Source organism: Pantoea sp. X-Soil-TKNS-1279 (assembly GCF_059730565.1).
In genome coordinates this window covers 191,113-214,024 of the sequence record NZ_AP035948.1, presented here as the reverse complement: position 1 = coordinate 214,024, position 22,912 = coordinate 191,113, and the positions used below count along the sequence as shown (strand labels likewise).

General features: G+C 54.5%; 19 protein-coding genes. 4 read left to right on the top strand and 15 right to left on the bottom strand.

What is annotated here, in order from left to right:
* Positions 1-57: 57 nt before the first annotated feature.
* From wecG to trxA, 12 genes are all read right to left on the bottom strand, one after another.
* Positions 58-807, bottom strand: coding sequence for a lipopolysaccharide N-acetylmannosaminouronosyltransferase (gene wecG, locus AC6I8N_RS00945; RefSeq protein WP_497829860.1), 750 nt, complete (start codon positions 805-807; stop codon positions 58-60).
* 24 nt (positions 808-831) lie between these two features.
* The gene (gene wzyE / locus AC6I8N_RS00940; RefSeq protein WP_497829859.1) at positions 832-2,175 is read right to left on the bottom strand and encodes an ECA oligosaccharide polymerase; all 1,344 of its coding nucleotides are present in this window, start codon (positions 2,173-2,175) and stop codon (positions 832-834) included.
* Positions 2,172-3,242: a TDP-N-acetylfucosamine:lipid II N-acetylfucosaminyltransferase gene (gene wecF / locus AC6I8N_RS00935; protein WP_415175039.1), complete on the bottom strand. Its 1,071-nt coding sequence runs from the start codon at positions 3,240-3,242 to the stop codon at positions 2,172-2,174. The genes wzyE and wecF overlap by 4 nt, the downstream gene beginning before the upstream one ends.
* Positions 3,239-4,492, bottom strand: a complete 1,254-nt coding sequence (gene wzxE / locus AC6I8N_RS00930) for a lipid III flippase WzxE (protein WP_497829858.1) — start codon at positions 4,490-4,492, stop codon at positions 3,239-3,241. The genes wecF and wzxE overlap by 4 nt, the downstream gene beginning before the upstream one ends.
* A complete protein-coding gene (gene rffA / locus AC6I8N_RS00925; RefSeq protein ID WP_497829857.1) occupies positions 4,492-5,622 on the bottom strand; it encodes a dTDP-4-amino-4,6-dideoxygalactose transaminase in 1,131 nt (376 codons plus the stop codon). Before rffA ends, wzxE begins: the two co-directional genes overlap by 1 nt.
* Positions 5,609-6,316: a dTDP-4-amino-4,6-dideoxy-D-galactose acyltransferase gene (rffC, locus tag AC6I8N_RS00920; RefSeq protein WP_208724535.1), complete on the bottom strand. Its 708-nt coding sequence runs from the start codon at positions 6,314-6,316 to the stop codon at positions 5,609-5,611. Before rffC ends, rffA begins: the two co-directional genes overlap by 14 nt.
* Positions 6,317-6,337: 21 nt before the next feature.
* Complete coding sequence (gene wecC / locus AC6I8N_RS00915) at positions 6,338-7,597, bottom strand: UDP-N-acetyl-D-mannosamine dehydrogenase (RefSeq protein WP_497829856.1); 1,260 nt, start codon at positions 7,595-7,597, stop codon at positions 6,338-6,340.
* Positions 7,598-7,599: 2 nt separating this feature from the next.
* A complete protein-coding gene (gene wecB / locus AC6I8N_RS00910; RefSeq protein WP_497829855.1) occupies positions 7,600-8,724 on the bottom strand; it encodes a non-hydrolyzing UDP-N-acetylglucosamine 2-epimerase in 1,125 nt (374 codons plus the stop codon).
* A 10-nt stretch (positions 8,725-8,734) separates the two neighbouring features.
* Entirely contained in the window at positions 8,735-9,784 is a 1,050-nt protein-coding gene (gene wzzE / locus AC6I8N_RS00905; RefSeq protein WP_497829854.1) for an ECA polysaccharide chain length modulation protein, read from the bottom strand.
* Between the two features lie 28 nt (positions 9,785-9,812).
* Positions 9,813-10,889 (bottom strand): UDP-N-acetylglucosamine--undecaprenyl-phosphate N-acetylglucosaminephosphotransferase, encoded by a 1,077-nt coding sequence (wecA, locus tag AC6I8N_RS00900; RefSeq protein ID WP_497829853.1) that lies wholly within the window; start codon positions 10,887-10,889, stop codon positions 9,813-9,815.
* 275 nt (positions 10,890-11,164) lie between these two features.
* Positions 11,165-12,424 carry a transcription termination factor Rho gene (rho, locus tag AC6I8N_RS00895; protein WP_021183776.1) on the bottom strand — a complete coding sequence of 420 codons (1,260 nt, stop codon included), beginning with the start codon at positions 12,422-12,424 and terminating at the stop codon, positions 11,165-11,167.
* Positions 12,425-12,771: 347 nt separating this feature from the next.
* Positions 12,772-13,104, bottom strand: a complete 333-nt coding sequence (gene trxA, locus AC6I8N_RS00890; RefSeq protein ID WP_021183775.1) for a thioredoxin TrxA — start codon at positions 13,102-13,104, stop codon at positions 12,772-12,774.
* 116 nt (positions 13,105-13,220) lie between these two features.
* Between trxA and rhlB the strand changes: the two genes are divergently transcribed.
* Complete coding sequence (gene rhlB, locus AC6I8N_RS00885) at positions 13,221-14,516, top strand: ATP-dependent RNA helicase RhlB (RefSeq protein ID WP_021183774.1); 1,296 nt, start codon at positions 13,221-13,223, stop codon at positions 14,514-14,516.
* A 7-nt stretch (positions 14,517-14,523) separates the two neighbouring features.
* On the top strand, positions 14,524-16,008 hold the full coding sequence (ppx, locus tag AC6I8N_RS00880) for an exopolyphosphatase (protein WP_497829852.1): 1,485 nt from the start codon (positions 14,524-14,526) through the stop codon (positions 16,006-16,008).
* Positions 16,009-16,040: 32 nt separating this feature from the next.
* Here the strand turns inward: ppx and rep are convergent, their stop codons facing one another.
* Positions 16,041-18,065: a DNA helicase Rep gene (gene rep / locus AC6I8N_RS00875; protein ID WP_497829851.1), complete on the bottom strand. Its 2,025-nt coding sequence runs from the start codon at positions 18,063-18,065 to the stop codon at positions 16,041-16,043.
* Between the two features lie 164 nt (positions 18,066-18,229).
* Here rep and ppiC point away from each other — a divergent pair, with 164 nt between their 5' ends.
* A complete protein-coding gene (ppiC, locus tag AC6I8N_RS00870) occupies positions 18,230-18,511 on the top strand; it encodes a peptidylprolyl isomerase PpiC (protein ID WP_013507331.1) in 282 nt (93 codons plus the stop codon).
* Here the strand turns inward: ppiC and AC6I8N_RS00865 are convergent, their stop codons facing one another.
* Both AC6I8N_RS00865 and pdeH read right to left on the bottom strand, forming a co-directional pair.
* Complete coding sequence (locus AC6I8N_RS00865) at positions 18,512-20,572, bottom strand: AsmA family protein (protein WP_497829850.1); 2,061 nt, start codon at positions 20,570-20,572, stop codon at positions 18,512-18,514.
* A gap of 62 nt (positions 20,573-20,634) precedes the next feature.
* Positions 20,635-21,408 carry a cyclic-guanylate-specific phosphodiesterase gene (gene pdeH, locus AC6I8N_RS00860; RefSeq protein ID WP_497829849.1) on the bottom strand — a complete coding sequence of 258 codons (774 nt, stop codon included), beginning with the start codon at positions 21,406-21,408 and terminating at the stop codon, positions 20,635-20,637.
* 247 nt (positions 21,409-21,655) lie between these two features.
* Here pdeH and kdgK point away from each other — a divergent pair, with 247 nt between their 5' ends.
* The gene (kdgK, locus tag AC6I8N_RS00855) at positions 21,656-22,588 is read left to right on the top strand and encodes a 2-dehydro-3-deoxygluconokinase (RefSeq protein WP_497829848.1); all 933 of its coding nucleotides are present in this window, start codon (positions 21,656-21,658) and stop codon (positions 22,586-22,588) included.
* The last annotated feature ends 324 nt before the right edge of the window (positions 22,589-22,912 follow it).

The following is a 22,912-nucleotide window of genomic DNA, read 5'->3' as shown; positions in this document are numbered from 1 at the left end:
ATAAATACTGCACTTTATGCCTGCCCCAAGCAGAAATTGCTGCATTAATCAGCAATATCAGAGATCGCCGCGCCAGTAATAGCCTAAATATTTCAGCAACTTTATTTGGCGTCGCCAGCGCGAAGGCTGACGAATCAAGCGATACAGCCATTCCAGCCCAAGTTTTTGCCAGCTACGGGGCGCGCGCGCCACCCGTCCGGTAAACACATCGTAGGTGCCACCTACCCCCATATACAGCGCGTCGGGCCAATGGGCGCGGCAATCACGCATCAGCAACTCCTGACGCGGCGATCCCAGCGCGACAGTCACAATCTGCGCTTTGCTGGCAGCAATACGCGTAAATAACGCCTCGCGCTCATCCGGGGTAAAATAGCCATCCTGGCTGCCGACAATGTTCACCTGCCACTGACGGCGTAGTTTTTCGCAAGTTTCCTGCAACACGGCGTCACGACCGCCAATCAAAAAGACCGGGATGCCACTGCGGCCAGCACGTTCCATCAATGCCTCCCACAAATCGGCTCCGGCAATTCTGTTTACCCGTAGCTGCGGATATTTCTTGCGTAACGAACGCACAATGCTGATGCCATCGGCATATTTAAATTCGGCTTGCTCAATCAACGCACGGACTTGTGCATCGCTTTCCAGCGTCAACATCTTTTCGGCATTGATCGCCACCAGCGTGCCACTGCGCGGCTTCTCGTCAGGCAGAAGAAAGTCGAGAAAGGACGCCCCATCCTGAAAAGCGTAGAGATCGATACCGCGTAGCGAATAACGCGGCTCCTCTTTTTTTATCGTATTCAACGTCAAACGTTTTCCTGTTGTCCCCGGAGGTTAAAAAGGGCTGGGTAACACCGGCTCACCGCGTTGTCGGATCAATCCGGCACGATCCAGCAGCCAGTAAAGCAACTTCGCCACCAATAAGCAGGCGGCAAAAATAAAGCAGAAAAACACCACGCGTGAACCGAAGGCATCCAGCCCTTCACGCGCCAGCACGATCATGTTAAACACCGCACCAAAACAAAAACTTTGCAAAATGGCCCCGTTATAACGATTAGTCTCATGACGACCACGCGCGTAAAGCGTATCGAAGCCTTTCATTAACAGGCCCACCGCAACGGCACCCAGCGGAATAAACCACACGCCACCCATCACCAACAGCGACCCAAGTAACGTTGGCGAGATCGCCAGCCCGGAGTGGTTATTGAGCACTTCCCAGGTAAAGTAGTTAGCGCTGTTCAGCACCATCGACGGACGTCCCGGCCACAGCCAGCTGGGAATAAATACGTAAAAATCACGCCACATTGGGGCCAAGCCCTGAAACGAGATTTTGTCGTAATGCTGTAACAACAACGCCAGATTCTCCCACGGAGAGAAGGTATCGCGCGTCAGATATAGGAAGGTGTAAAACGCCTCATCCCCCATCACATCGAGGTTATAACGTCGCAGCGCCAGCCAGAACATGCCGCCAATCGCCAGCACCCCCGCAGCGGCCAGCATCCACAGCGTGATCCAGCCGCGGGTAATACCGATAAACAGGAACAACGCAAAGGCGATGATGATGTTCGCGCGCGTGCCCCCCACCAACGCATAGGTCAGCAGGCCAAAAGCCACGGAAACCAGCAAAAACAGCAGCCACTGACGCAGTGTCGGGTTGAGAAAGTAACGAATCAACATCGCCGGGATGAAGAAGTAGAAGAAGCGTTTTAGCGCCACACCGGAGACTTCGCTGGAGAAGATCTGGTTATAGGCCGTCAGCCGGAACAGCAGCAGGCCATTATGCAGGAAAAAAACCGTTACGGTGCCGATTGCCACCAGCGCCAACAGCAGACAGGTGAGATGGGTTTCCACCCGGTTCATCTGCAACCAGGGTTTGCGCGGCACGCGAGTGGCCGGACGCAAACGGACTTTGTAGCTCACGTAATAGATGGCATAGAAACTGGTGGCAGCCAGTAGCGCCTGCAACAGAAATTCTGCGGGCACCACCGCCATATTGAAGCGGAACACCAGAATGCTGGTCAGTGGAAAGCCAAAATAAAATGTCAGTAAAAACAGAATGGTAAAGAACAGGTGGAAGTTGAAACGCACCCGTTTAAATTCCCGCCAGGTCAGAGTCAGGATAAAACCCAGCGAGAACAAATACACCACCAGCAGACCGCTGAACTGCAAGAGGGTCATAAGTTCTCCGTTTCACTCAGAGTGAGTGCCTCGCGCCACCCTGCCAGATAGCCGGGGGCAAAGAATGCGATGGAGGCAGGATCGCACTGCATCAGCTGGCGCTGTGCCTCTGCGACCCGAGCGCTGTCCAGAGCATCGTCGCTGAACAACACCGGTAATCCCTGCTCACTAAGATCGCGCCAGAACGGGTTTTTGCGGCTGAGAACAAACGGAATGCCAGCCTGAATCAGCAGGCAGAGGGTACCAATCCCCTGCTGGCGTTCAAACATAAAATAACCCAGGTGGCAACGGCTGAGCAGCGCAAGATAGGCGTCAAAATCGATCTTATCGCGCAACAGCGTAACCTGCCCATTGGGGAAAAGTAACGCGGCTTCAGTAGCGACTTCGTTAATATATGTATCATTATTAGCGGGATAGCCAAGCGGTATCACCACCTTTATTTGGTCACCAAACTGTGACTTGATCGCCTGCAAACCCGCGATATGGCGATTGCTGCGATCGCCCGAATTACCCAACAACACGGTAAAATCATGCGGCTCTGTCGCAACAGGCACGGCACATTCCGGCATCCGTGTCGGGAAATAAAGCAAAGATGTCGGCACCCGCGGATGCCGTTGCTGATAATGGTACAGGTCGCCGCGTGTCGCGAACACGCGCGCCATACGTCCTTGGGCGAGACGCCGCAGCAGATAGAACAGCTGATACTTCAGACCGCTGCCCTCTTCATATAAATCTGCGCCCCATACATGCCAGAACGCCTGGTTGCGTCGCAGTTTGCCACTCAACAACGCCAGCCAAAGCCCGGGATTAAATTGCCCGTGGAAAAAGAAGCGCTGCTGCCGGTCTGTCGCACGGTTGATCACCGCCCGTGCCAGCGCCCGCTTGTCGGGAAAGGTTTCAATTTGCAATGCCTGATAAGCCTGTAATGCGTCTGGCGTTGGTGTGACCACCATAAATCGACGAGGCGTATCCTGCGGCAGTTGCGCGCTGATCACATCATTAAAGAAGCGCAGCACGGTGTGATTATGATGGGGGATATCCGATCCCAGCACATGAGTTAACGTCATTTTCTTCGGCAATAAAGGGTGAAGGCGCCACAGCAGAGCGCAAAGTAGCAAATGTAGGTCGCCATGTAGGCTTGTGCGGCACCGACCGTCCCATGTAGCGGAATCAACCAGTGGGAAAACGCCATCAGTAAGATGAACTGGCTGACTTCCGTCAAAATATAGAAACGCAGCGACGCTTTAGCGATAACCAGGTAACCAAAGACATAGGCACCGACTTTGAACACGTCACCACACAGTTGCCAGACAAACAGATCGCGCATCGCGGCGAACTTTGTGGAGAAAAGCAGCCAGATAGCCACATCACGCAATAACCAGACGCAGAAGCTGGCAGCCGCCACCGCGGGCAAAACAAAGCGCAGCGCGCGCAAAATTTCCCTCGCAATCTGTGGCTTATGCTCCAGCCGGGCCAGGGTTGGCAACAGCCAGACGCTAAAGGTGGCGGTGATAAATTGCAGATACGCATCAGAAATGCTGGTGACACCTTGCCACAACCCGACCTGCGCCCAGCCTTGCTGTTGCGCCAGCAGGTTTCGCATCAACACCCAGGCCACCGGCAGCGTCACCGAGGTGATCAGCGCCATGAGGGTAAACTTCGCCAGATTGCGCGCCAGTTCCGGCTCCCAGACCGGTTTTAACCAACGTAGTGGCAACACCTCCTGATGACGTCGCAACATCATCAGCGCTGGGATCACCACCAGCGCAGGCACCAGCGCTAACCCAACCAATGTTCCGGCGTAACCGCCGATCCACCAGCACAGCGCATATGCCACCACGCCAATCAGGCTACCGGCAATCAGCGCCAACGCGTTACCGCGTGCATCACGAAAACCTTTCAACAATGCCAGCGTCAGATTCGCCCAAGCGATACCAAGCTGGAGAAATGCCACGATGCGTACCACGCCCTGATAATGATCGTGGCCGAATAACGCCCGGCTAATTGGTGCCGCAGCCAGCAAAAACACCACCGCCAGTAGCGTGGAGAAGCCAAGCACCAGCGCGGATGCCGTTCCGGTGACAGCCCGTAGCGACGCGGGTTGCTGCTGAAATTGCGCCACATAGGTGGTCACGCCGTTAAATATGCCGGCACCGGCCAGCACGCCGAGCACGGTAATCAGCTGACGGAAGTTTCCGGCCTGGCCGACGCCTTCCGGGCCGAAACTGACGGCCAGCAATTTGACCACCAGCAACCCGGCAACAATTTTGACCAGCGTGGACGACGCGGTCCACACCGAGGCTTTAGCGAGTGACATCAGGCAAAGAAGCTCAACAGGGAATTGATCACCGTGCGCTGATTGTTGTCCGACAGATTGAAGAACAGTGGCAAACGCAGCAAACGTTCGCTCTCACGGGTGGTGACAACATCATCGCCGTGGAAGCGGCCAAAACGCGCGCCCGCCGGTGATGAATGCAGTGGGATGTAATGAAAAACGGTGAGAATTTCGGCTTCTTTCATCCAGTTGATCAGCGCCTGACGATCGCTGCTGTCACGCAGTTTGATGTAAAACATATGCGCGTTGTGGCGGCAGTCGCCTGGCACCACCGGCAAGGTAAGGCGTCCGGCAGCCGCCAGCGGCTGAAGCGCCGCATAATAGTTATTCCACAGGCGCAGGCGCTGCTGATTGATACGCTCGGCCACTTCGAGCTGCGCCCAGAGATACGCGGCCTGTAAATCCGCCATCAGATAGCTGGAGCCGATGTCGCGCCAGGTGTATTTATCCACCTGGCCGCGAAAGAACTGGCTACGATTGGTGCCTTTTTCCCGGATTATCTCGGCACGTTCGACCATTTTTGCGTCATTAATCAGCGTAGCTCCGCCTTCACCACCTGCGGTGTAGTTTTTGGTTTCATGGAAGCTAAAACAACCAATATGACCGATGGTGCCAAGCGCACGCCCTTTGTAGTTTGACATCACCCCCTGCGCTGCATCTTCAATCACGTAAAGCTGATACTTTGCCGCCAGCGCCATAATGGTGTCCATTTCGCAGGCCACACCGGCGTAATGAACTGGCACGATAGCGCGGGTTTTCTCGGTGATCGCCGCTTCAATCAGGGTTTCGTCGATGTTCAATGTATCGGAACGCACATCCACAAACACGATTGTGGCACCACGCAGCACAAAGGCATTGGCCGTGGATACAAAGGTGTAGCTCGGCATAATCACTTCATCGCCGGGCTGGATATCAATCAGCAACGCAGCCATCTCCAGCGAGGCCGTGCAGGAAGGCGTCAGCAGAACCTTTTTGCTGCCGAAATGCTGCTCCATCCATTGCTGGCAACGCCGGGTAAAGCCGCCATCGCCGCAGAGCTTGCCGCTGGCCATCGCCGATTGCATATATTCAATTTCGCTGCCCACGATCGGGGGCGCATTAAATGGGATCATGTGCGTTCCTGTAGAACCAGTAAGCAGTGCTTTCCAGCCGTGCACCGCTGCGTAAATAGAGACGCATCGCCGTCAGATTGCTGAGTTGGGTAGCAACACGTAGCCGATTAAGCTGGCGCACCCGCCCCCAGTCAGCGGCCGACAGCAGCAAGCGCTGGCCGATACCCTTACCCTGCGCTTCCGGCAACACCGCCAGCAGCCCAATGCGCGCATCACCGTCCTGCTCGCGTATCGAGACAAAACCTTGCAATTCGCCCTGTTCATCGCAAGCAATCAGGCACTGGTTATCAAACGTGCCGCGTACTGCGTTCTCAATCCACTGTGCGTAGAAACGGCTGCTGTCATCCGCCTTAAACCACGGGGTACGAAAGCGGCTCAGACGAAACGCCACTCCGGCGGCGGCACGCAATGCCGGGATCTGCGCTTCACGCGCGATGCGCACGCCAGTTTGCCGCTCGGTACGTTTGATATTGATGGCGAGATCGGCTTCCCCTTCCACCAACTGAAAACCGTGCTGGCTGATGGCATCGATCACATCGTTGCGTTCAGCCGCGACCTTGATTTGCCACAAGCCACAGGGCTGCTGCAATGCGTGCGCCAGCGGTGTGTCGCCATCGATTTCAAGGCGCGCGGTATTCAGGCTAAAAAAGCCACTCTCCCACGGCAGTGGGTTAATGCTGACACAGATGGACATCGTCGCTGACCAGAAAGTGTTTCATCGCCAAACTCCTTTAGTATCGACAATCCACGCTTGCGTGACCTGCGCGGCATCAATGGCGCGGAACGGCGTGTGATCAACCAGCATCACCAAAATATCAGCCTGTTGGAGTGCCTCGGTGGTCGTTACCAGCGTAGCTTTACCCGCCAGGCGGTTAGGGATCGTGTTGATATGCGGTTCAACTACCCAGGTGGCGCCGCTGTGCCAATCGGCAATCAGTTCTGCCACGGTCATGGCCGGGCTTTCACGCAGGTCATCAATATTGGGTTTAAACGCCAGGCCAAAGCAGGCGATACTCACTTCGCTGGCGCGTTTGCCACTGGCGGTCAGGCATTCGGCTAACGCCTGCTTCACCTGATCCAAAACCCAGAGCGGTTTGGCATCGTTGACTTCTCGCGCGGTGCGGATTAGACGCGCCTGCTGCGGGTTTTGTGCCACGATAAACCAGGGATCGACAGCAATGCAGTGACCGCCCACACCAGGGCCGGGTTGCAGAATGTTGACGCGTGGGTGGCGATTCGCCAGCGCAATCAGTTCCCAGACATTAATTCCCTGTTCAGCGCAGATCAGTGACAGTTCATTGGCAAACGCGATATTAACGTCACGGAAGCTGTTTTCTGTCAGCTTGCACATCTCCGCCGTGCGCGCGTGGGTTTCTACACACTCGCCACGCAGGAAGATGCGGTACAACTCGCTGGCACGCGCGGAGCAAGCGGGTGTCATGCCACCGATCACGCGATCGTTTTCAATCAACTCCACCATCACTTTGCCAGGCAACACGCGCTCCGGGCAGTAGGCAATGGCGATATCGGGTGCCTCACCATGCTGCGGAAAACGCAAGTCCGGACGCGCAGCCGCCAGCCAGGCGGCCAGCTGTTCCGTCGTCCCAACCGGGGAAGTGGATTCGAGAATCACTAAATCGCCCGCTTTTAATACCGGAACGATAGAAGACGCTGCCGCCTGGACATAGCTGAGATCCGGCTGGTGATCACCGATAAAAGGCGTGGGAACCGCAATCAGAAAGGCATCGGCTGCTTCCACCTGGGTCGTGGCGCGCAGAAAACCGCGCTGCACGGCCTCGTGGACCACCTTGTCGAGTTCCGGTTCAACAATGTGAATTTCACCACGATTGATGGTTTCGACTGCGTGGGCATTGATATCAACGCCCACCACTTTAATTTCCCGAGAGGCAAAAACGGCTGCGGTCGGCAGCCCAATGTAACCCAGTCCAATAACGGAAATGGTTTGAAAACTCATGGTTAAACTCTATGATTTTTAAGAACCTGCAAAATGCGCGCGCAGGCCTGGCCGTCGCCATAAGGATTGTGCGCATGGCTCATCGCCTGCCAGACTTCATCGTTGTCCAGCAACAGGCTGACTTCTGCCACAATTTTATCAATATCCGTACCCACCAACCTGACCGTGCCAGCAGCAACCGCCTCCGGGCGTTCGGTGGTGTCTCGCATTACCAACACCGGTTTGCCAAGTGACGGTGCCTCTTCCTGAATACCACCAGAATCCGTGAGGATCAGCCATGCGCGGTTCATCAACCAGACAAATGGCAGATACTCCTGCGGCTCGATCAATACGATATTTTCAATCCCGCTCAGAATACGATTGACCGGCTCGCTGACATTCGGATTGAGGTGCACCGGGTAGACGATCTGCGCCTGCGGGTGCCGACGGGCAATCTGCGCCAGCGCGCTGCAAATGCGTTCAAAACCGTCGCCAAAACTCTCCCGTCGATGCCCGGTGACCAGAATCAGCTTTTTCTCCGGGTCAAGGAACGGATAATGCGCCGTCAGCCGGGCATTCAGATCGGCGTCGTCCAGTACGCGATCGCGCACCCAAAACAAAGCATCAATCACCGTATTGCCGGTGACGAAAATCCGCTGTTCCGGCAGATTTTCGCGCAGCAAATTCTCTCGTGAGTTTTGTGTTGGCGTGAAGTGATAACTTGCCAGGTGCCCGGTCAGGGTACGGTTAGCCTCTTCCGGCCAGGGCGACATCAGATTCCCGGTTCGCAGACCGGCTTCCACATGCCCTACCGGGATTTGGTGATAAAACGCCGCCAGGCTGGCAGCCAGCGTCGTGGTGGTATCGCCATGTACCAGCACCACATCGGGACGGAAATCAGCCAATACGGTTTTCATGCCCTGCAAAATACGGCAGGTGATTTCCGTCAGCCCCTGCTCCGGTCGCATGATATTGAGGTCATAGTCGGGTTGCAGATTGAACAAACGAAGCACCTGATCAAGCATTTCACGATGCTGGGCGGTGACGCACAGGCGCGATTCAAACGCCGAGTCCTGGGCCAGCGCTTGCACCAGCGGTGCCATTTTGATTGCCTCAGGACGAGTACCAAATACGGTCAGAACTTTCACGCGGCTTCTCTCAATGACTCGTTGGTGACATCGGGCGCGGACGGCGCACCAATGCAACCCCCGCTCCCACCAGCGCGCCGATGACGCCCCACATGATCATCATAAACAGCCGACGTGGGCTATCACGCTTCACCGGTTCTTCTGGTGTACGCAGATAGCGGTAGGTCTGAAACTGTTTATCCACACGCGGCCCGGCCTGCAATGTACTCAACATTGCTCTGTTTTGATCATAGCTTAAATCGTACGCCGGACCGCTGGCCTGCAAGGTATCGAGCTGCGCCTGCAACATTTGCTGCCCCAGCAGGAAGCGGTCGCTGTCCGGTAGCGTTTCACCCGTCACCGCCGCGCGGTTTTCTTTGATACCTTGCTGGCTGGCGATTTTCAGCGCCTGCTCAATACGCTGACGCTGCCGGGCAAATACCGCCTGTGCCACATCTTCCTGACGCTTCACCTGCGCCTGCAACTGTTCGGCTCGCGCCTGCCAGGCACCTTTCAGCTCCGCGTTCAAATGGCGCGCGGCCCGTTCGCTGGCGTAAGCAATGTACTGTCGCAGCAGGTTATTGGCATCACTGGCGCTTTCGGCCACCAGCCTGACGCTGTTCAGCGTATTGTGAGCCGGATCGGCAGGTGTGAACTGAATATTGTTGATCTGATCATCAAGTAACGCCGCATCGTTGTGGGCGTTACCGCTTTTGCGACTTTTATAGTAGTCGGTCTGCAACCAGAAATCCCGCCGAGTGTCCCATGATGCCAGTTGCATGATGAATTCCTGGTAGACATCATCCATGACCGTTGGCCCAGGCGAGCTGAGATTTAGCGTGTTGTTACGCACATCAAGGTTTTTGAGCAGTTGCTGCTGGACGAAGTAATCCCCCAGCATGTTGACGGTGGGTCGATCGGTGATCGCCGTGGTGCTCCATGTCTGTTTCATCAGCATAGACACCAGCCATGCCAGCAACGCGAACAGCAACGCCAGACCAACGATCCAGCGTTTACCACGCCATAGCGTACAGCACAGGCCGCGAATATCCAGTTCGTTCTCCACAACTCCAGAGGTCATAACAAGGGATCCTTTTCTGGGTACTGATTTATTTCTTATCATCGCCAACGCTTTGCCAGCGACGTTTGATTCGGCGAACTTTGCGCGCTACACGCCAGGCGTGCTTCAGGCAATAGCCATAGAAGAAAAATGCCAACAAAAATAACAACAGCATCACCCACTCCGGGATGAAGGCCAAATACTCACCGAGGACACCAATACCCGCCAGAATCGCCGCCGCCACGGTAATCAATAGGAACGCCTGTCGTGACGTAAAACCCGCACGCATGATCAGATGATGGATATGCTGGCGATCGGCAGAAAATGGGCTCATCCCTTTGCGCAGACGGCGATACATGATGGCAACCATATCCATCAGGGGAATGGCAATCAGCCACAACGCGGTGACCGGGGTTATCGGATGACTTAATCCCTGGGTGGTTTCCAGCAGGATCCAGATGATGGTGAAACCAATCATGGTACTGCCTGCATCACCCATAAACACTTTATAACGCCGTCCGAGGAAACCAAGGTTAAGCAGGATATAGGGGAGGGTGGCGGCAATCATGGCAAAGCACCACATTGACAGGCTGGTTTGCCCGTCAAAGTAAAGAATGATCCCCATCGCACCGAAGGTGACTGACGACAGCCCGCCCAGCAGGCCATCAATCCCATCCACCATATTGAAGGCGTTAATTGCCGCCCAAACGGCAAACAGCGTCAGTACATAGCCAAACGGCCCGACAATCAGTTCGACCGGACCGATAATAAAACCGAGGCTAAGCAGATAGAGTTTGGCTCCGGCCATCATCACTACCGCGACCGTAGCCTGCACCGTAGCACGGATTTTCACGCTGATATCGAAGCGATCGTCCAGCGCGCCAACCAACACCAACACCCCGGCGCAGCCGAGGTACAACAAAGAATGTGGGAGATAGTAATTCGAAATGAGAAACGCGAAGCAGATCCCCGCATAGACGGAAATCCCGCCGACGAGCGGAATCGCTCCATGATGGCGTTTTCTGGAGTTTGGCGTGTCAACCAGTCCGATTTTTTTAGCCACTTTGCGAGCAAAAAACAGGAACGCTAAGGAAAACAGAAAAACTAAACCAAGCTCAGTACTCATAGTGAGTAAATTCACATTAACGCTCTCAGCTAAAATCGTGGACAACAATAGGCGAACTTTTTGCCTTTGCCGTTCATCCTTAGTCCTAATTCTGCTCCAGAGGTGCGCGTTTGGTTAAAAAACCAGCACCCCCGCCACAGTCATTATCAATACTCCCGGCTCGCATAATCCTAATGCCCGAAAATAAAAAACGCCACGTTAAGACGTGGCGTTGGCGATAAATCCTGGCAATTTGTGCGAAAAGTCTGTCTGAGAGACTTTTCGCCACTGACACGTCAGGAACGCTTCATCATATCGAAGAATTCGTCGTTGGTTTTGGTCATTGCCAGTTTGTTGATGAGGAACTCCATCGCGTCGATTTCACCCATCGGATGAATGATTTTGCGCAGGATCCACATCTTCTGCAACTCTTCAGAGGTGGTAAGCAGTTCCTCTTTACGGGTACCGGAACGGTTGTAGTCGATCGCCGGGAACACACGTTTTTCCGCAATTTTACGGGAAAGGTGCAATTCCATGTTGCCGGTACCTTTAAATTCTTCGTAAATCACTTCGTCCATCTTCGAACCGGTATCAACCAACGCAGTAGCGATGATGGTCAGGCTGCCGCCCTCTTCCACGTTACGCGCCGCACCGAAGAAACGCTTCGGACGATGCAGGGCGTTGGCGTCCACACCACCGGTCAGTACTTTACCTGAGGCCGGAACCACGGTGTTGTAGGCGCGAGCCAGACGGGTGATGGAGTCGAGCAGAATGATGACGTCTTTTTTATGCTCAACCAGGCGCTTGGCTTTCTCGATCACCATTTCCGCAACCTGCACATGGCGGGAAGCCGGTTCGTCGAAGGTTGATGCGATAACTTCGCCTTTAACCAGACGCTGCATCTCGGTCACTTCTTCCGGACGTTCGTCAATCAGCAGCACCATCAGCACACAATCCGGGTGATTGTAGGCGATGCTCTGGGCGATGTTCTGCAACAGCATGGTTTTACCGGCTTTCGGCGGTGCCACGATCAAGCCACGCTGACCACGACCAATCGGTGAAGCCAGATCCAGAACACGCGCTGTCAGGTCTTCAGTAGAACCATTACCACGCTCCATACGCAAACGGCTGTTAGCGTGCAGCGGCGTAAGGTTTTCGAACAGAATCTTACTACGCGCGTTTTCCGGCTTATCGTAGTTAACTTCATTCACCTTCAACAGGGCAAAGTAACGCTCACCTTCTTTCGGCGGGCGGATTTTACCGGAGATGGTGTCACCTGTGCGGAGGTTGAAGCGGCGAATTTGGCTGGGAGAAACGTAGATGTCGTCGGGACCGGCGAGGTAGGAGCTGTCTGCGGAACGGAGGAAACCAAATCCATCCTGCAATATCTCCAGCACACCATCACCGAAGATGTCTTCGCCACTCTTCGCGTGCTGCTTCAGAATGGCGAAAATAATATCCTGCTTGCGCATACGCGCCAGGTTTTCCAGCCCCATATTTTCGCCGAGAGTAATCAGCTCAGAAACCGGCGTATTCTTTAATTCGGTAAGATTCATAGTGATGGGTTCTTAAACTCGGGGTAATTCTCGAAATGTTTGTCGTGAATGGTATGGCGAATATTCCATGCCTGTTTAATGGCTCTTTTTCGACTCTGCTCGACGGATATCGTCAGGGATGGCGATAGAAAGCGAGGAGACGGTCGATAATGTTGCCAGGGGTACTAGCCGTCAGATTGCCAAACCACGAAAACGTTCAATGCGAATAGGGTCTGACAAGGGAAATCTTTTAGATGCAAACTACAAGGTAAGTGCGTAATGCAGTATTGACAACTTATCACGCTAAAAGGGAGACGTCCAGCAGTGGAGAAAAAATTCGCCACTGCGGACGAAACACCGCGCCGGGCTTAGCCCAGGTTAGCGTTCAGGAACTCTTTAAGCTGGCCTTTTGACAGCGCGCCAACTTTCGTTGCCGCCACCTCGCCGTTTTTGAACAGCAGCAGGGTCGGGATACCACGAATGCCGTACTTCGGCGCGGTGCCCGGGTTGTCGTCAATGTTCAGCTTGGCGATGGTGAGCTTACCGTCGTACTCTTCTGCGACTTCATCAAGAATCGGTGCGATCATTTTGCAAGGACCACACCATTCAGCCCAGAAATCTACCAGTGTCACACCGTCTGCTTTCAGCACATCGGTGTCGAAACTGTCATCGGTCAGGTGAACGATTTTATCGCTGCTCATGTTTTACTCCAAAGATTATGCCTGGCGAATTGGCGTAATATTTACCAACGTAGGTTGACTTTATTTCATCGGATACGCTTTCGTAAAGCGATAGTAAGCTGATATTCTACCACACTATGAGCAAAACACACTTAACAGAACAGAAGTTTTCCGACTTCGCCCTGCACCCAAAGGTAGTGGAAGCCCTTGAAAAGAAAGGCTTTCATAACTGCACGCCGATTCAGGCGCTCGCGTTGCCTCTTACGCTTTCAGGGCGTGACGTCGCGGGTCAGGCGCAAACCGGTACCGGCAAAACGATGGCGTTCCTGACGTCAACGTTTCATCATCTTCTTACGCATCCTGAGGCTGAAGGCCGTCAGGTGAATCAGCCGCGCGCCTTGATCATGGCACCTACGCGCGAGCTGGCGGTACAGATCCATGCCGATGCAGAACCGCTGGCACAGGCCACCGGCCTGAAGCTGGGTCTGGCCTATGGCGGCGACGGTTACGATAAACAGCTGAAAGTGCTGGAACAAGGCGTGGATATTCTGGTGGGTACCACCGGTCGCCTGATCGATTACGCTAAACAGAATCATATCAACCTGGGTGCGATTCAGGTGGTGGTGCTGGACGAAGCTGACCGCATGTTCGATCTCGGCTTTATCAAAGACATCCGCTGGGTGTTCCGCCGTGTTCCTCCTGCGACGCAACGTCTGAGCATGTTGTTCTCCGCCACCCTTTCCTGGCGTGTGCGTGAACTGGCGTTCGAACATATGAACAACGCCGAATATGTGGAAGTGGAACCGGAGCAAAAAACCGGCCATCGCATCAAAGAAGAACTCTTCTATCCTTCAAACGAAGAGAAGATGCGTCTGCTGCAAACCCTGCTGGAAGAAGAGTGGCCAGATCGTGCCATCGTCTTCGCTAACACTAAGCACCGTTGTGAAGACATCTGGGGCCATCTCGCCGCCGATGGTCATCGCGTTGGCTTGTTGACCGGTGACGTAGCGCAGAAAAAACGTCTGCGTATTCTCGACGATTTCACCAAAGGTGATGTTGATATTCTGGTAGCAACCGATGTCGCTGCTCGTGGTCTGCACATCCCTGCGGTAACCCATGTATTTAACTACGACCTGCCCGACGATCGTGAAGATTACGTGCACCGTATTGGCCGTACCGGCCGCGCGGGTGCCAGCGGTCACTCCATCAGCCTCGCCTGTGAAGAGTACGCGCTGAATCTGCCAGCCATTGAAGAGTATATCGGCCACGGTATCCCGGTGAGCAAATACAATAGCGAAGCGCTGTTGAACGACCTGCCACCACCGAAACGTTTGACCCGTAACCGCTCAGGCAATGGCCCGCGTCGTGGTGGCAATAACACCAACCGTCGCAGTGGCGCACCGCGTAACAACAACCGTAAACGTTCGGGTTAAGCACACCATGCTAAGCGCATCGTCCCTTTATGCTGCGATTGATCTGGGTTCCAACAGTTTTCATATGTTGGTGGTGCGCGAAGTCTCTGGCAGCATTCAGACGGTCGCGCGCATAAAACGCAAGGTGCGCCTGGCTGCGGGTCTCGACAAAGAGAGCCAGCTCTCGGCAGAAGCAATGCAACGGGGCTGGCAGTGCCTGAAACTTTTCTCCGAACAACTCCAGGACATTCCTCCTGAACAGATTCGCGTGGTTGCGACGGCCACGCTGCGCCTTGCTGCCAACGCGCAGGACTTCCTCACTACCGCAGAAAAGATCCTTGGCTGCCCGGTTAACGTCATCAGTGGCGAAGAGGAAGCACGCCTGATTTATCAGGGTGTGGCGCATACCACCGGTGGCTCCGATCAGCGTCTGGTCGTCGATATCGGTGGCGGCAGTACCGAGCTGGTGACCGGTGAGGGTTCTCATGCGACAACGCTGTTTAGTCTGTCGATGGGCTGCGTCACCTGGCTGGAGCGTTACTTCAGCGATCGTCATCTGGCAAAGGAGAACTTTGCTCAGGCCGAACAGGCAGCGCGTGAGATGATCCGCCCGGTAGCGACGGCACTGCGCGAAAAAGGCTGGCAGATTTGTGTGGGTGCCTCAGGCACCGTGCAGGCGCTACAGGAAATTATGGTGGCGCAGGGGATGGATGAACGCATTACCCTGAGCAAACTGCAACAGTTGAAACAGCGTGCCATTCAATGTGGCAAGCTCGAGGAACTGGAGATTGAAGGGCTGACCCTGGAGCGCGCGCTGGTGTTCCCCAGCGGTTTGTCTATCCTGATCGCCATCTTTCAGGAACTGAATATCGAAAGTATGACGCTGGCCGGTGGCGCACTGCGCGAAGGGCTGGTGTATGGCATGCTGCATCAACCCATTGATCGCGATATTCGCAGCCGTACTCTGCAAAACGTCCAGCGCCGTTTTACCATTGATGTGGATCAGGCCGAACGCGTGCGCCAGTTGGCTGAAAGCTTTTTCCGTCAGGTAAGCGCCGCATGGAAGCTGGACCATCGATGTCGCGATCTGCTGCTTAGCGCCTGTTCGATTCACGAAATTGGCCTGAGTGTTGATTTCCGCCAGGCTTCCCAGCACGCCGCTTACCTGATTCGCCATCTCGATCTTCCCGGCTTTACCCCCGCCCAGAAAAAACTGCTGGCCTGCCTGTTACAGAACCAGAGCGGCAGCATCGATCTGGCGCTACTGACACAGCAGAATGCGGTGCCACCGCGTCTGGCTGAGCGTCTGTGCCGTTTATTGCGTCTGGCGATTATCTTCTCCAGCCGTCGTCGCGACGACACCTTACCGGCGGTACGTTTGCAGGCGGATGATGATGCGCTGCATCTGACGTTGCCTCCGGGCTGGTTGCAGGCGCATCCGTTAAGGGCGGAGCTGCTGGAGCAGGAAAGCCATTTCCAGTCTTATGTGCACTGGTTATTAACCCTGTCCTGATGTACCCCGTAGCGGCGCGATTTATCGCGCCGCTACGCGCCTTTTTTTGCATTCTCCAGCATTGCACGTAATCCGGCGACGCGAGTCTGCCTCGTTTTCATTTGTTCCTCAGCGCTCACCACTTTCTTCTCGCGCTCCCATTCCATATCATCCTGCGGCAGTTCCAGCAGAAAGCGGCTCGGCTCCGGTCGCACCAACTCGCCATACTGACGGCGCTCGCGACATAACGTAAAGGTTAGCTCCTTCTGCGCACGGGTAATCCCGACGTACGCCAGACGGCGCTCCTCCTCGATGTTGTTTTCATCAATGCTGCTCTGGTGCGGCAGAAGCCCCTCTTCCATTCCCACCAGATAAACATACGGAAACTCCAACCCTTTTGAAGCATGCAACGTCATCAACTGAACCTGATCGACATCTTCGTCGCTCTCACCACGCTCCATCATATCGCGCAGCGTGAAACGGGTGACCACCTGCGCCAGCGTCATCGGCTCATCCAGCTCACTGCCTTCCAGCATTTCCGTCATCCACTGGAACAACATATTGACGTTTTTCATGCGCATTTCAGCAGCTTTCGGGCTGGGGGAGGTTTCGAACAGCCAGCTTTCGTAATCAATACCGCGAATCAGATCGCGTACCGCATTGACTGGTTCACGCTCAGCCAGTTGAATGATCTCATTCAGCCAGGCGGTAAAACGTTGCAGATGCTCCAGTCCACGCCCGGTCAGGGTCTGTCCCAACCCCATATCGAAACTGGCGTTGAACAAACTCTTGTTGCGCAGCGTGGCCCATTCACCCAATTTTTGCAGCGTGGCAGGGCCAATCTCACGCCGCGGCGTATTTACAATACGCAGAAACGCGCTGTCGTCTTCCGGGTTGGTGAGCACACGCAGGTAGGCCAGCAAATCTTTAATCTCCGGGCGGGAGAAAAATGAAGTCCCCCCCGAGATACGATATGGAATACGGTTCTGCATCAGCAGCTTCTCAAACACGCGCGACTGATGGTTGCCGCGATAGAGAATGGCGTAGTCCTTGTACTGCGTCTTGTTGATAAAGTGATGCGCAATCAATTCGCCGGCCACGCGTTCCGCCTCGTGGTCCTCATTGTTTGCCATTAGCACCTTCAGCTCGCTACCGATCCCAAGCTCAGAAAACAGTCGCTTTTCAAATACATGCGGATTGTTGGCAATCAGGATGTTGGCAGCCTTCAGGATGCGCTGAGACGACCGATAGTTCTGTTCCAGCTTGACCACTTCCAGTGCCGGAAAATCCTCTTTCAGCAGCACCAGGTTTTGTGGCCGTGCGCCGCGCCAGGAATAAATCGACTGGTCATCATCGCCCACTACGGTAAAACGCGCCCGTGCGCCGACCAGCAGTTTCACCAGCTCGTACTGGCTGGTATTAGTGTCCTGATATTCATCCACCAACAGGTAGCGGATGCGCTGCTGCCAGCGTTCCCGGACTTCCTGATTGCGTTTCAGCAGCAGCGTCGGCAACAGAATCAAATCGTCAAAATCCAGCACATTGCAGGCTTTCAGGTGTTGATCGTACAACTGGTAGCAATGGGCAAAAATCTGGTCACGCTGAGATTTCGCCATCCCTGCCGCACCCTGGGGATCAACCAAATCGTTCTTCCAGTTGGAAATGGTCGAAATCAGCTGCTGCAACTGGGTCTTATCTTCTTCCAGCCACTGTTTGGTCAAATCCTTCAGCAACGCCAGCTGATCCTGATCGTCAAACAGAGAAAAGCTCGATTTCATTCCCAACGCGGCATACTCGCGTTTGATAATTTCCAGCCCCAGGGTATGGAAGGTCGAGATCATCAGACCGCGCGCCTCTTTGCGCCCCAGCGTCTGCGCTACACGCTCTTTCATCTCGCGCGAAGCTTTATTGGTGAAGGTCACGGCGGCGATATGACGCGCCTGATAGCCGCAGTCGCGGATCAGATGCGCAATTTTATTGGTGATCACACGGGTTTTACCCGAGCCAGCACCGGCCAGCACCAGACAGGGACCGGTGACAAATTCGACAGCACGTTGTTGGCCGGGGTTTAAACGCATAACGGAAATTCACTCAGTTAACATATTGCACATCTCCTTCTCCCGCTGGCGGGAGAAGGTCGGGATGAGGACATCACACAGCACCTTAACAGCGCGATAAATCGCGCCGCTACCATTCGGTGCAGGCTATAATGCGCGACGATTATACACAACAGGACCGAATCATGGCGAAAACCGCGGCAGCTTTACACATCCTGGTGAAGGATGAAGCAAAAGCAAAAGCGTTACTGGCCCAGCTGGAAAAAGGTGCGAACTTCCAACAGCTGGCAAAGAAACACTCCACCTGCCCCTCCGGACGTAACGGCGGCGATTTAGGTGAGTTCCGAAAAGGCCAGATGGTCCCGGCCTTTGATAAAGCGGTCTTCAGCTGCCCATTGCTGCAACCCTATGGACCGGTGAAAACCGCCTTTGGCTACCACATCATTAAGGTGCTGTGGCGTAACTGATCATTTCTTCTGCTTCATCTGCTGCAACACGTTGCTGCATTGATTGCTGTCAGTATCGCTGGGTGAAACCAACGCCAGCAACGCGGCAGCCGGTGCCACCACCGCGCCTAATGCCAACGCTGCGGCACCGCGAGCAATCAACGGCCCGGCTTTCACCCCGGCATCCGGTTTTTTGAAGGTACCGCGCACATACAACGGCGAGCGCAGCGTAATGATGCGGATACCTTTACTCTCGGGATCGATGGTCAAATCGAGGCGTTCATTAGCAAAGTTGGCGCTGCCTGACACATTAATCACCGCGTTCTCGGTATCGAAAACAAACAGTTTGGGCGTCGCCAGCCCATTGCGAATGTTGAGATCGGTGGCCGCACAGTTGATACGCACCTCGTCATCGCCAAACAGTTTACCCACCACATAGTTACCGACATTCAGTCCGGCAATCTCCATCAGGCTGCGACTGATCAACCCATCGTTCATCAACAGCTTCAACTCACCATCACTGGTGCCCAGCAAATCAGCCACCGAATTACCGGTGCCGCTTAAGGTGGCGTCACCGTTCAACTGACCAAGGCTTTTCTGCATCGCTTGCACATTGGGAAACAACTGCCGCAGCTGAAGTTTACGCACATGCACATCCGCCCGGCCACGCATGGGGCTGCGGTTCCCTTCCAGATGGATGGTGGAGTTAAGCGCTCCGCCCGCCATACCAAAGCGCAGCGGATCAAGGCGCAAATCACCGTTATTAAGCTGCAAATGGGTATAAAGATCGCTTAACGGCAGCGAATTGCTATGTTCGATGCGCTTACCGCTGAACTTCACATCGGCATCCATCACGTCCCAATTTTTGGTATCGAACTTGTCGTGCGGCAAAACACGATCGGCAGGCTGCGTCGAGGCTTCGCCACGCTGTGCTTTCGCCTGCTGCGTTTTCTCACTGCCCTTACCAGAATTGACCCCAATCAACGGCCCCAAATCGGCCATACGCAGTTGGTTCGACGAGAGATCGCCGGTCAGGCTCGGACGGGGTTTGCCCTGACGGTACACCAGCGAACCATGAATATCGCTGTCACCGATATGACCATTGAATTTTTCGTAGCGGAACACCGGGCCTTTGTCGTCATTAAAACGCGCAATCAGGTGACCATCGGTTTCATAGGGCGGCGTATCGGGTAACAGCACGCCAGCCAAACCGTACAGATTCGCCAGCGTATCGCCGGAGAAACGCAGCCGTACATCCAACCCACCCAGATTCAGGGGGTCCTGCAATGTCCCTTCGACGCGTACCCGCGTGGTGCCATTGCGTACATCAACCTGCAACGGGAACGGCGTGGTTTGGCTGCGCAGTGACAACATGCCGCCAATTTTGCCCTCGCCCTCTAAGCGCTGATTGTTATAGGTGCCGCTCGCCTGCCAGCCAAAGACAAAGTCACCGGCACCCTGCTGTTTATCATCACCTCCCGCCACCTGCGCATAGGGCACCGGCTTGCCGAGGGGATTGAGGGTGACGCTGACATCCGCTTTGTTAATGGCGTCGCGATAGCGTACCTGCCCTTGATCGAACAGGATATTATCGAGACGGAACGTCCAGGCCGAAGGGGCCGCATTGGCCTCGCCGTTGTTACTGCTGGCAAGGTTGAAGGTCCAGTTGTTTTGTTTATCCGCAGTCTGCACCAGGCGTGCATCGGGTTGCTGGAGTTTGATCCACGGCAGATAAACCTGTTTATGCAGTAACGCCAGCGGCGCTAACGTCGCCTCCACGCGCTGTATATGCACCATAGTGACATCAGGGATAGCGGGCGGATTACCCAGCATAATATCGTCGGCATGCACCTGCGGCCAGGGCACCCAGCTACGCCAGCCGGGTTCTTCACGATTGCGTACCCAGGCTACGCCGAGATCGCCGCGAATGGCGAAAGGTCGATTCAATTCTGCCGAGACTTTCTGGTTGATGGTTGGTTTCAGGCGATTCCAGTCAAAGGTCGCAATCACGACCACCATCACCACAACCAGCAACAAAAAAATCCCGATGACCCAACTCAGGACTTTTCCTGTTCGTGACATGCTGCTTCCTCCTTGTCCTTCCACGTCTCATTTAAAGATAGTCGAGACGTTGAGGAACGTTATCAGGGAAGCGCCAGCGCCATGTTTTCCAGTTCGCTAAACGGAACCGGGCGGGAGAAGAAATAACCTTGTGCGGCCATTGCGGGCGAGCTACGCACCTGCTGCCACTCTTCCTCGGTTTCCACGCCTTCGACAATCACCCCGTTGCAATAACGGTTGATTAAGGCCAACAGCATAGAAAACAGGCTGCGACCTTCGTCGGTAGAACGCAGCAGCATAAATAGCTCGCGTGACAACTTAATGTAGTCATAACGCAGCTCGGTCAGGGCGGAGAAATTCGCCATACCGGAACCAAAATCATCCAGCCACAGCGGGCCAAGCTCCGGCATCTGCGCAATCATCTCTTCCTGCGGCAACACATGATGCTCTGTCAGTTCAAAGCGTACCCACGGCAGTTGGGTTATCAGGCTGCGGATTTGCGGATGTTGTTGGATTGCCAGCAGCGTAGGGCCATCGATATTGACCGAAGCCACCAGTTGGCGCTGATTAAAAAGAGCCGACCACTGCATCAGCAGCTCCAACTGTTCCTGCACCACATCGAGACGCTGAGAAATATCCAGCGCATCAAAATAGATTTCCGGCGAAAGCCTTTTTTCTGGTGCGGATGGATGTGTCACCGCAGTCAGTAATTCAATAGCCAGTAAGTGGCCCGAGACCTGGTAGATCGGCTGGAAAGTATAGAATCGTTGGCACTGCTGCCAGAAGAGACGCGTTTCCTGTTGTTGCTCCAGTTCAATTGAAGAAGGCAGTCGATGACTAAAATTCTTCATCACCATGGTTTTTTCCTGGTAGGTGGTGAGTGCCTGCAAATAGCATCATCATCCTGAGCAGCCACACGAGCTCTTGAGTGTAACAGTGCGTCTCACGCTTAATCGGTAAAACAAGCAACAATTTCGCGGCTAAATTACCCTTAAACCCCCTATTTCATACCTTAAGTGGAATTAAAACGCCGTTTTGAAAAACATTGACGGCTGCCATACCAGACGCGAGACTAGGGGAAGAATTCACTACAGGCCGAAGACCATGACGCAGAAGAAAATCGCCATCCTTGGCGAATGCATGATTGAGCTGTCCGAAAAAGGTGAGAACATCAAACGCGGTTTTGGCGGCGATACGCTGAATACCGCGGTATATCTGGCGCGTCAGTCTGACATTGAGCAGCTGCGCGTTGATTACGTAACCGCCCTCGGCACCGACAGCTTCAGTGACCAGATGATTGCCGCCTGGCAGCAGGAGCAGGTTCAAACGGGATTGATCCAGCGACTCGACAACAAAATGCCGGGTCTGTACTTCATCGAAACCGACGAGCACGGCGAGCGGACCTTCTGGTACTGGCGTAGCGATGCCGCTGCGCGCTACTGGCTCGACAGCCCGCAATCTGAGGCCATTTGCCAACAACTGGCCCATTACGATTATCTCTATCTCAGCGGCATCAGCCTGGCGATTTTGCCTGCCGCCAGCCGCGAGAAGCTGATGAACCTGCTCAGCGCGTGCCGCCAGAACGGTGGCAAAGTGATTTTTGATAATAACTATCGCCCGCGCTTGTGGGCCGATAAAGCCAGTGCGCAGCAGGCGTATGCTGGGATGTTGCAGCATACCGATATCGCCTTTCTGACGCTGGATGATGAACATCTGTTATGGGGTGAACAGCCACTGGAAGCGGTGATTGCCCGCACCCGCAATGCAGGCGTGCAGGAGATTGTGATCAAACGTGGCGCTGAATCCTGTTTGGTAGCCGTTGGTGATGCGCCGCTTTACGACGTGCCCGCCATCAAACTGGCAAAAGAGAAAGTGATCGACACCACTGCCGCTGGCGATTCCTTTAGCGCAGGCTATCTGGCGCTGCGTTTACAGGGTGCGGCACCGGATGCCGCCGCCGCCCGCGGTCATCTCACCGCCAGCACCGTGATTCAACATCGCGGCGCGATCATCCCTCTGGACGCAATGCCACAGTAATGCCTCTACGCCCTGCACGTCAGGGCGTCTCAAACATCACGCCGGCTAACAAACAATTGCCAGAAATTTACCTTAAATCAGCACTTCCTCCCGGTAGTTTCCCCTGACGCCTGCTGAGATCCATTTTCCTGCCAATCCATGCCTGACTACTTTAGCCAGGCTTAAGATCTAATTTTAAATTCAATACGTTATGGCAACAAAAAGGTGCGCCAGGCATAGTCCGATTCTGTCTGAATTACGGCTTTTCGGCTGGACGATCGCCATAAAAAAGACCATGTTTTAATCAATAACAGCAGGATGCTGTTGATCCGGCCGCGACCACAA

What these genes read in the sequence shown, in the direction of transcription:
- ppx (WP_497829852.1), top strand. Translation starts at nt 14,524, where the DNA reads ATGCTAAGCGCATCGTCCCTTTATGCTGCGATTGATCTGGGTTCCAAC.
- ppiC (WP_013507331.1), top strand. Translation starts at nt 18,230, where the DNA reads ATGGCGAAAACCGCGGCAGCTTTACACATCCTGGTGAAGGATGAAGCA.
- wecF (WP_415175039.1), bottom strand. Translation starts at nt 3,242, where the DNA reads ATGACGTTAACTCATGTGCTGGGATCGGATATCCCCCATCATAATCAC.
- rffC (WP_208724535.1), bottom strand. Translation starts at nt 6,316, where the DNA reads ATGTCCATCTGTGTCAGCATTAACCCACTGCCGTGGGAGAGTGGCTTT.
- pdeH (WP_497829849.1), bottom strand. Translation starts at nt 21,408, where the DNA reads ATGGTGATGAAGAATTTTAGTCATCGACTGCCTTCTTCAATTGAACTG.
- trxA (WP_021183775.1), bottom strand. Translation starts at nt 13,104, where the DNA reads ATGAGCAGCGATAAAATCGTTCACCTGACCGATGACAGTTTCGACACC.
- wzyE (WP_497829859.1), bottom strand. Translation starts at nt 2,175, where the DNA reads ATGACCCTCTTGCAGTTCAGCGGTCTGCTGGTGGTGTATTTGTTCTCG.
- AC6I8N_RS00865 (WP_497829850.1), bottom strand. Translation starts at nt 20,572, where the DNA reads ATGTCACGAACAGGAAAAGTCCTGAGTTGGGTCATCGGGATTTTTTTG.
- rho (WP_021183776.1), bottom strand. Translation starts at nt 12,424, where the DNA reads ATGAATCTTACCGAATTAAAGAATACGCCGGTTTCTGAGCTGATTACT.
- kdgK (WP_497829848.1), top strand. Translation starts at nt 21,656, where the DNA reads ATGACGCAGAAGAAAATCGCCATCCTTGGCGAATGCATGATTGAGCTG.
- wecA (WP_497829853.1), bottom strand. Translation starts at nt 10,889, where the DNA reads ATGAGTACTGAGCTTGGTTTAGTTTTTCTGTTTTCCTTAGCGTTCCTG.
- wzzE (WP_497829854.1), bottom strand. Translation starts at nt 9,784, where the DNA reads ATGACCTCTGGAGTTGTGGAGAACGAACTGGATATTCGCGGCCTGTGC.
- wecC (WP_497829856.1), bottom strand. Translation starts at nt 7,597, where the DNA reads ATGAGTTTTCAAACCATTTCCGTTATTGGACTGGGTTACATTGGGCTG.
- rffA (WP_497829857.1), bottom strand. Translation starts at nt 5,622, where the DNA reads ATGATCCCATTTAATGCGCCCCCGATCGTGGGCAGCGAAATTGAATAT.
- rhlB (WP_021183774.1), top strand. Translation starts at nt 13,221, where the DNA reads ATGAGCAAAACACACTTAACAGAACAGAAGTTTTCCGACTTCGCCCTG.
- wzxE (WP_497829858.1), bottom strand. Translation starts at nt 4,492, where the DNA reads ATGTCACTCGCTAAAGCCTCGGTGTGGACCGCGTCGTCCACGCTGGTC.
- rep (WP_497829851.1), bottom strand. Translation starts at nt 18,065, where the DNA reads ATGCGTTTAAACCCCGGCCAACAACGTGCTGTCGAATTTGTCACCGGT.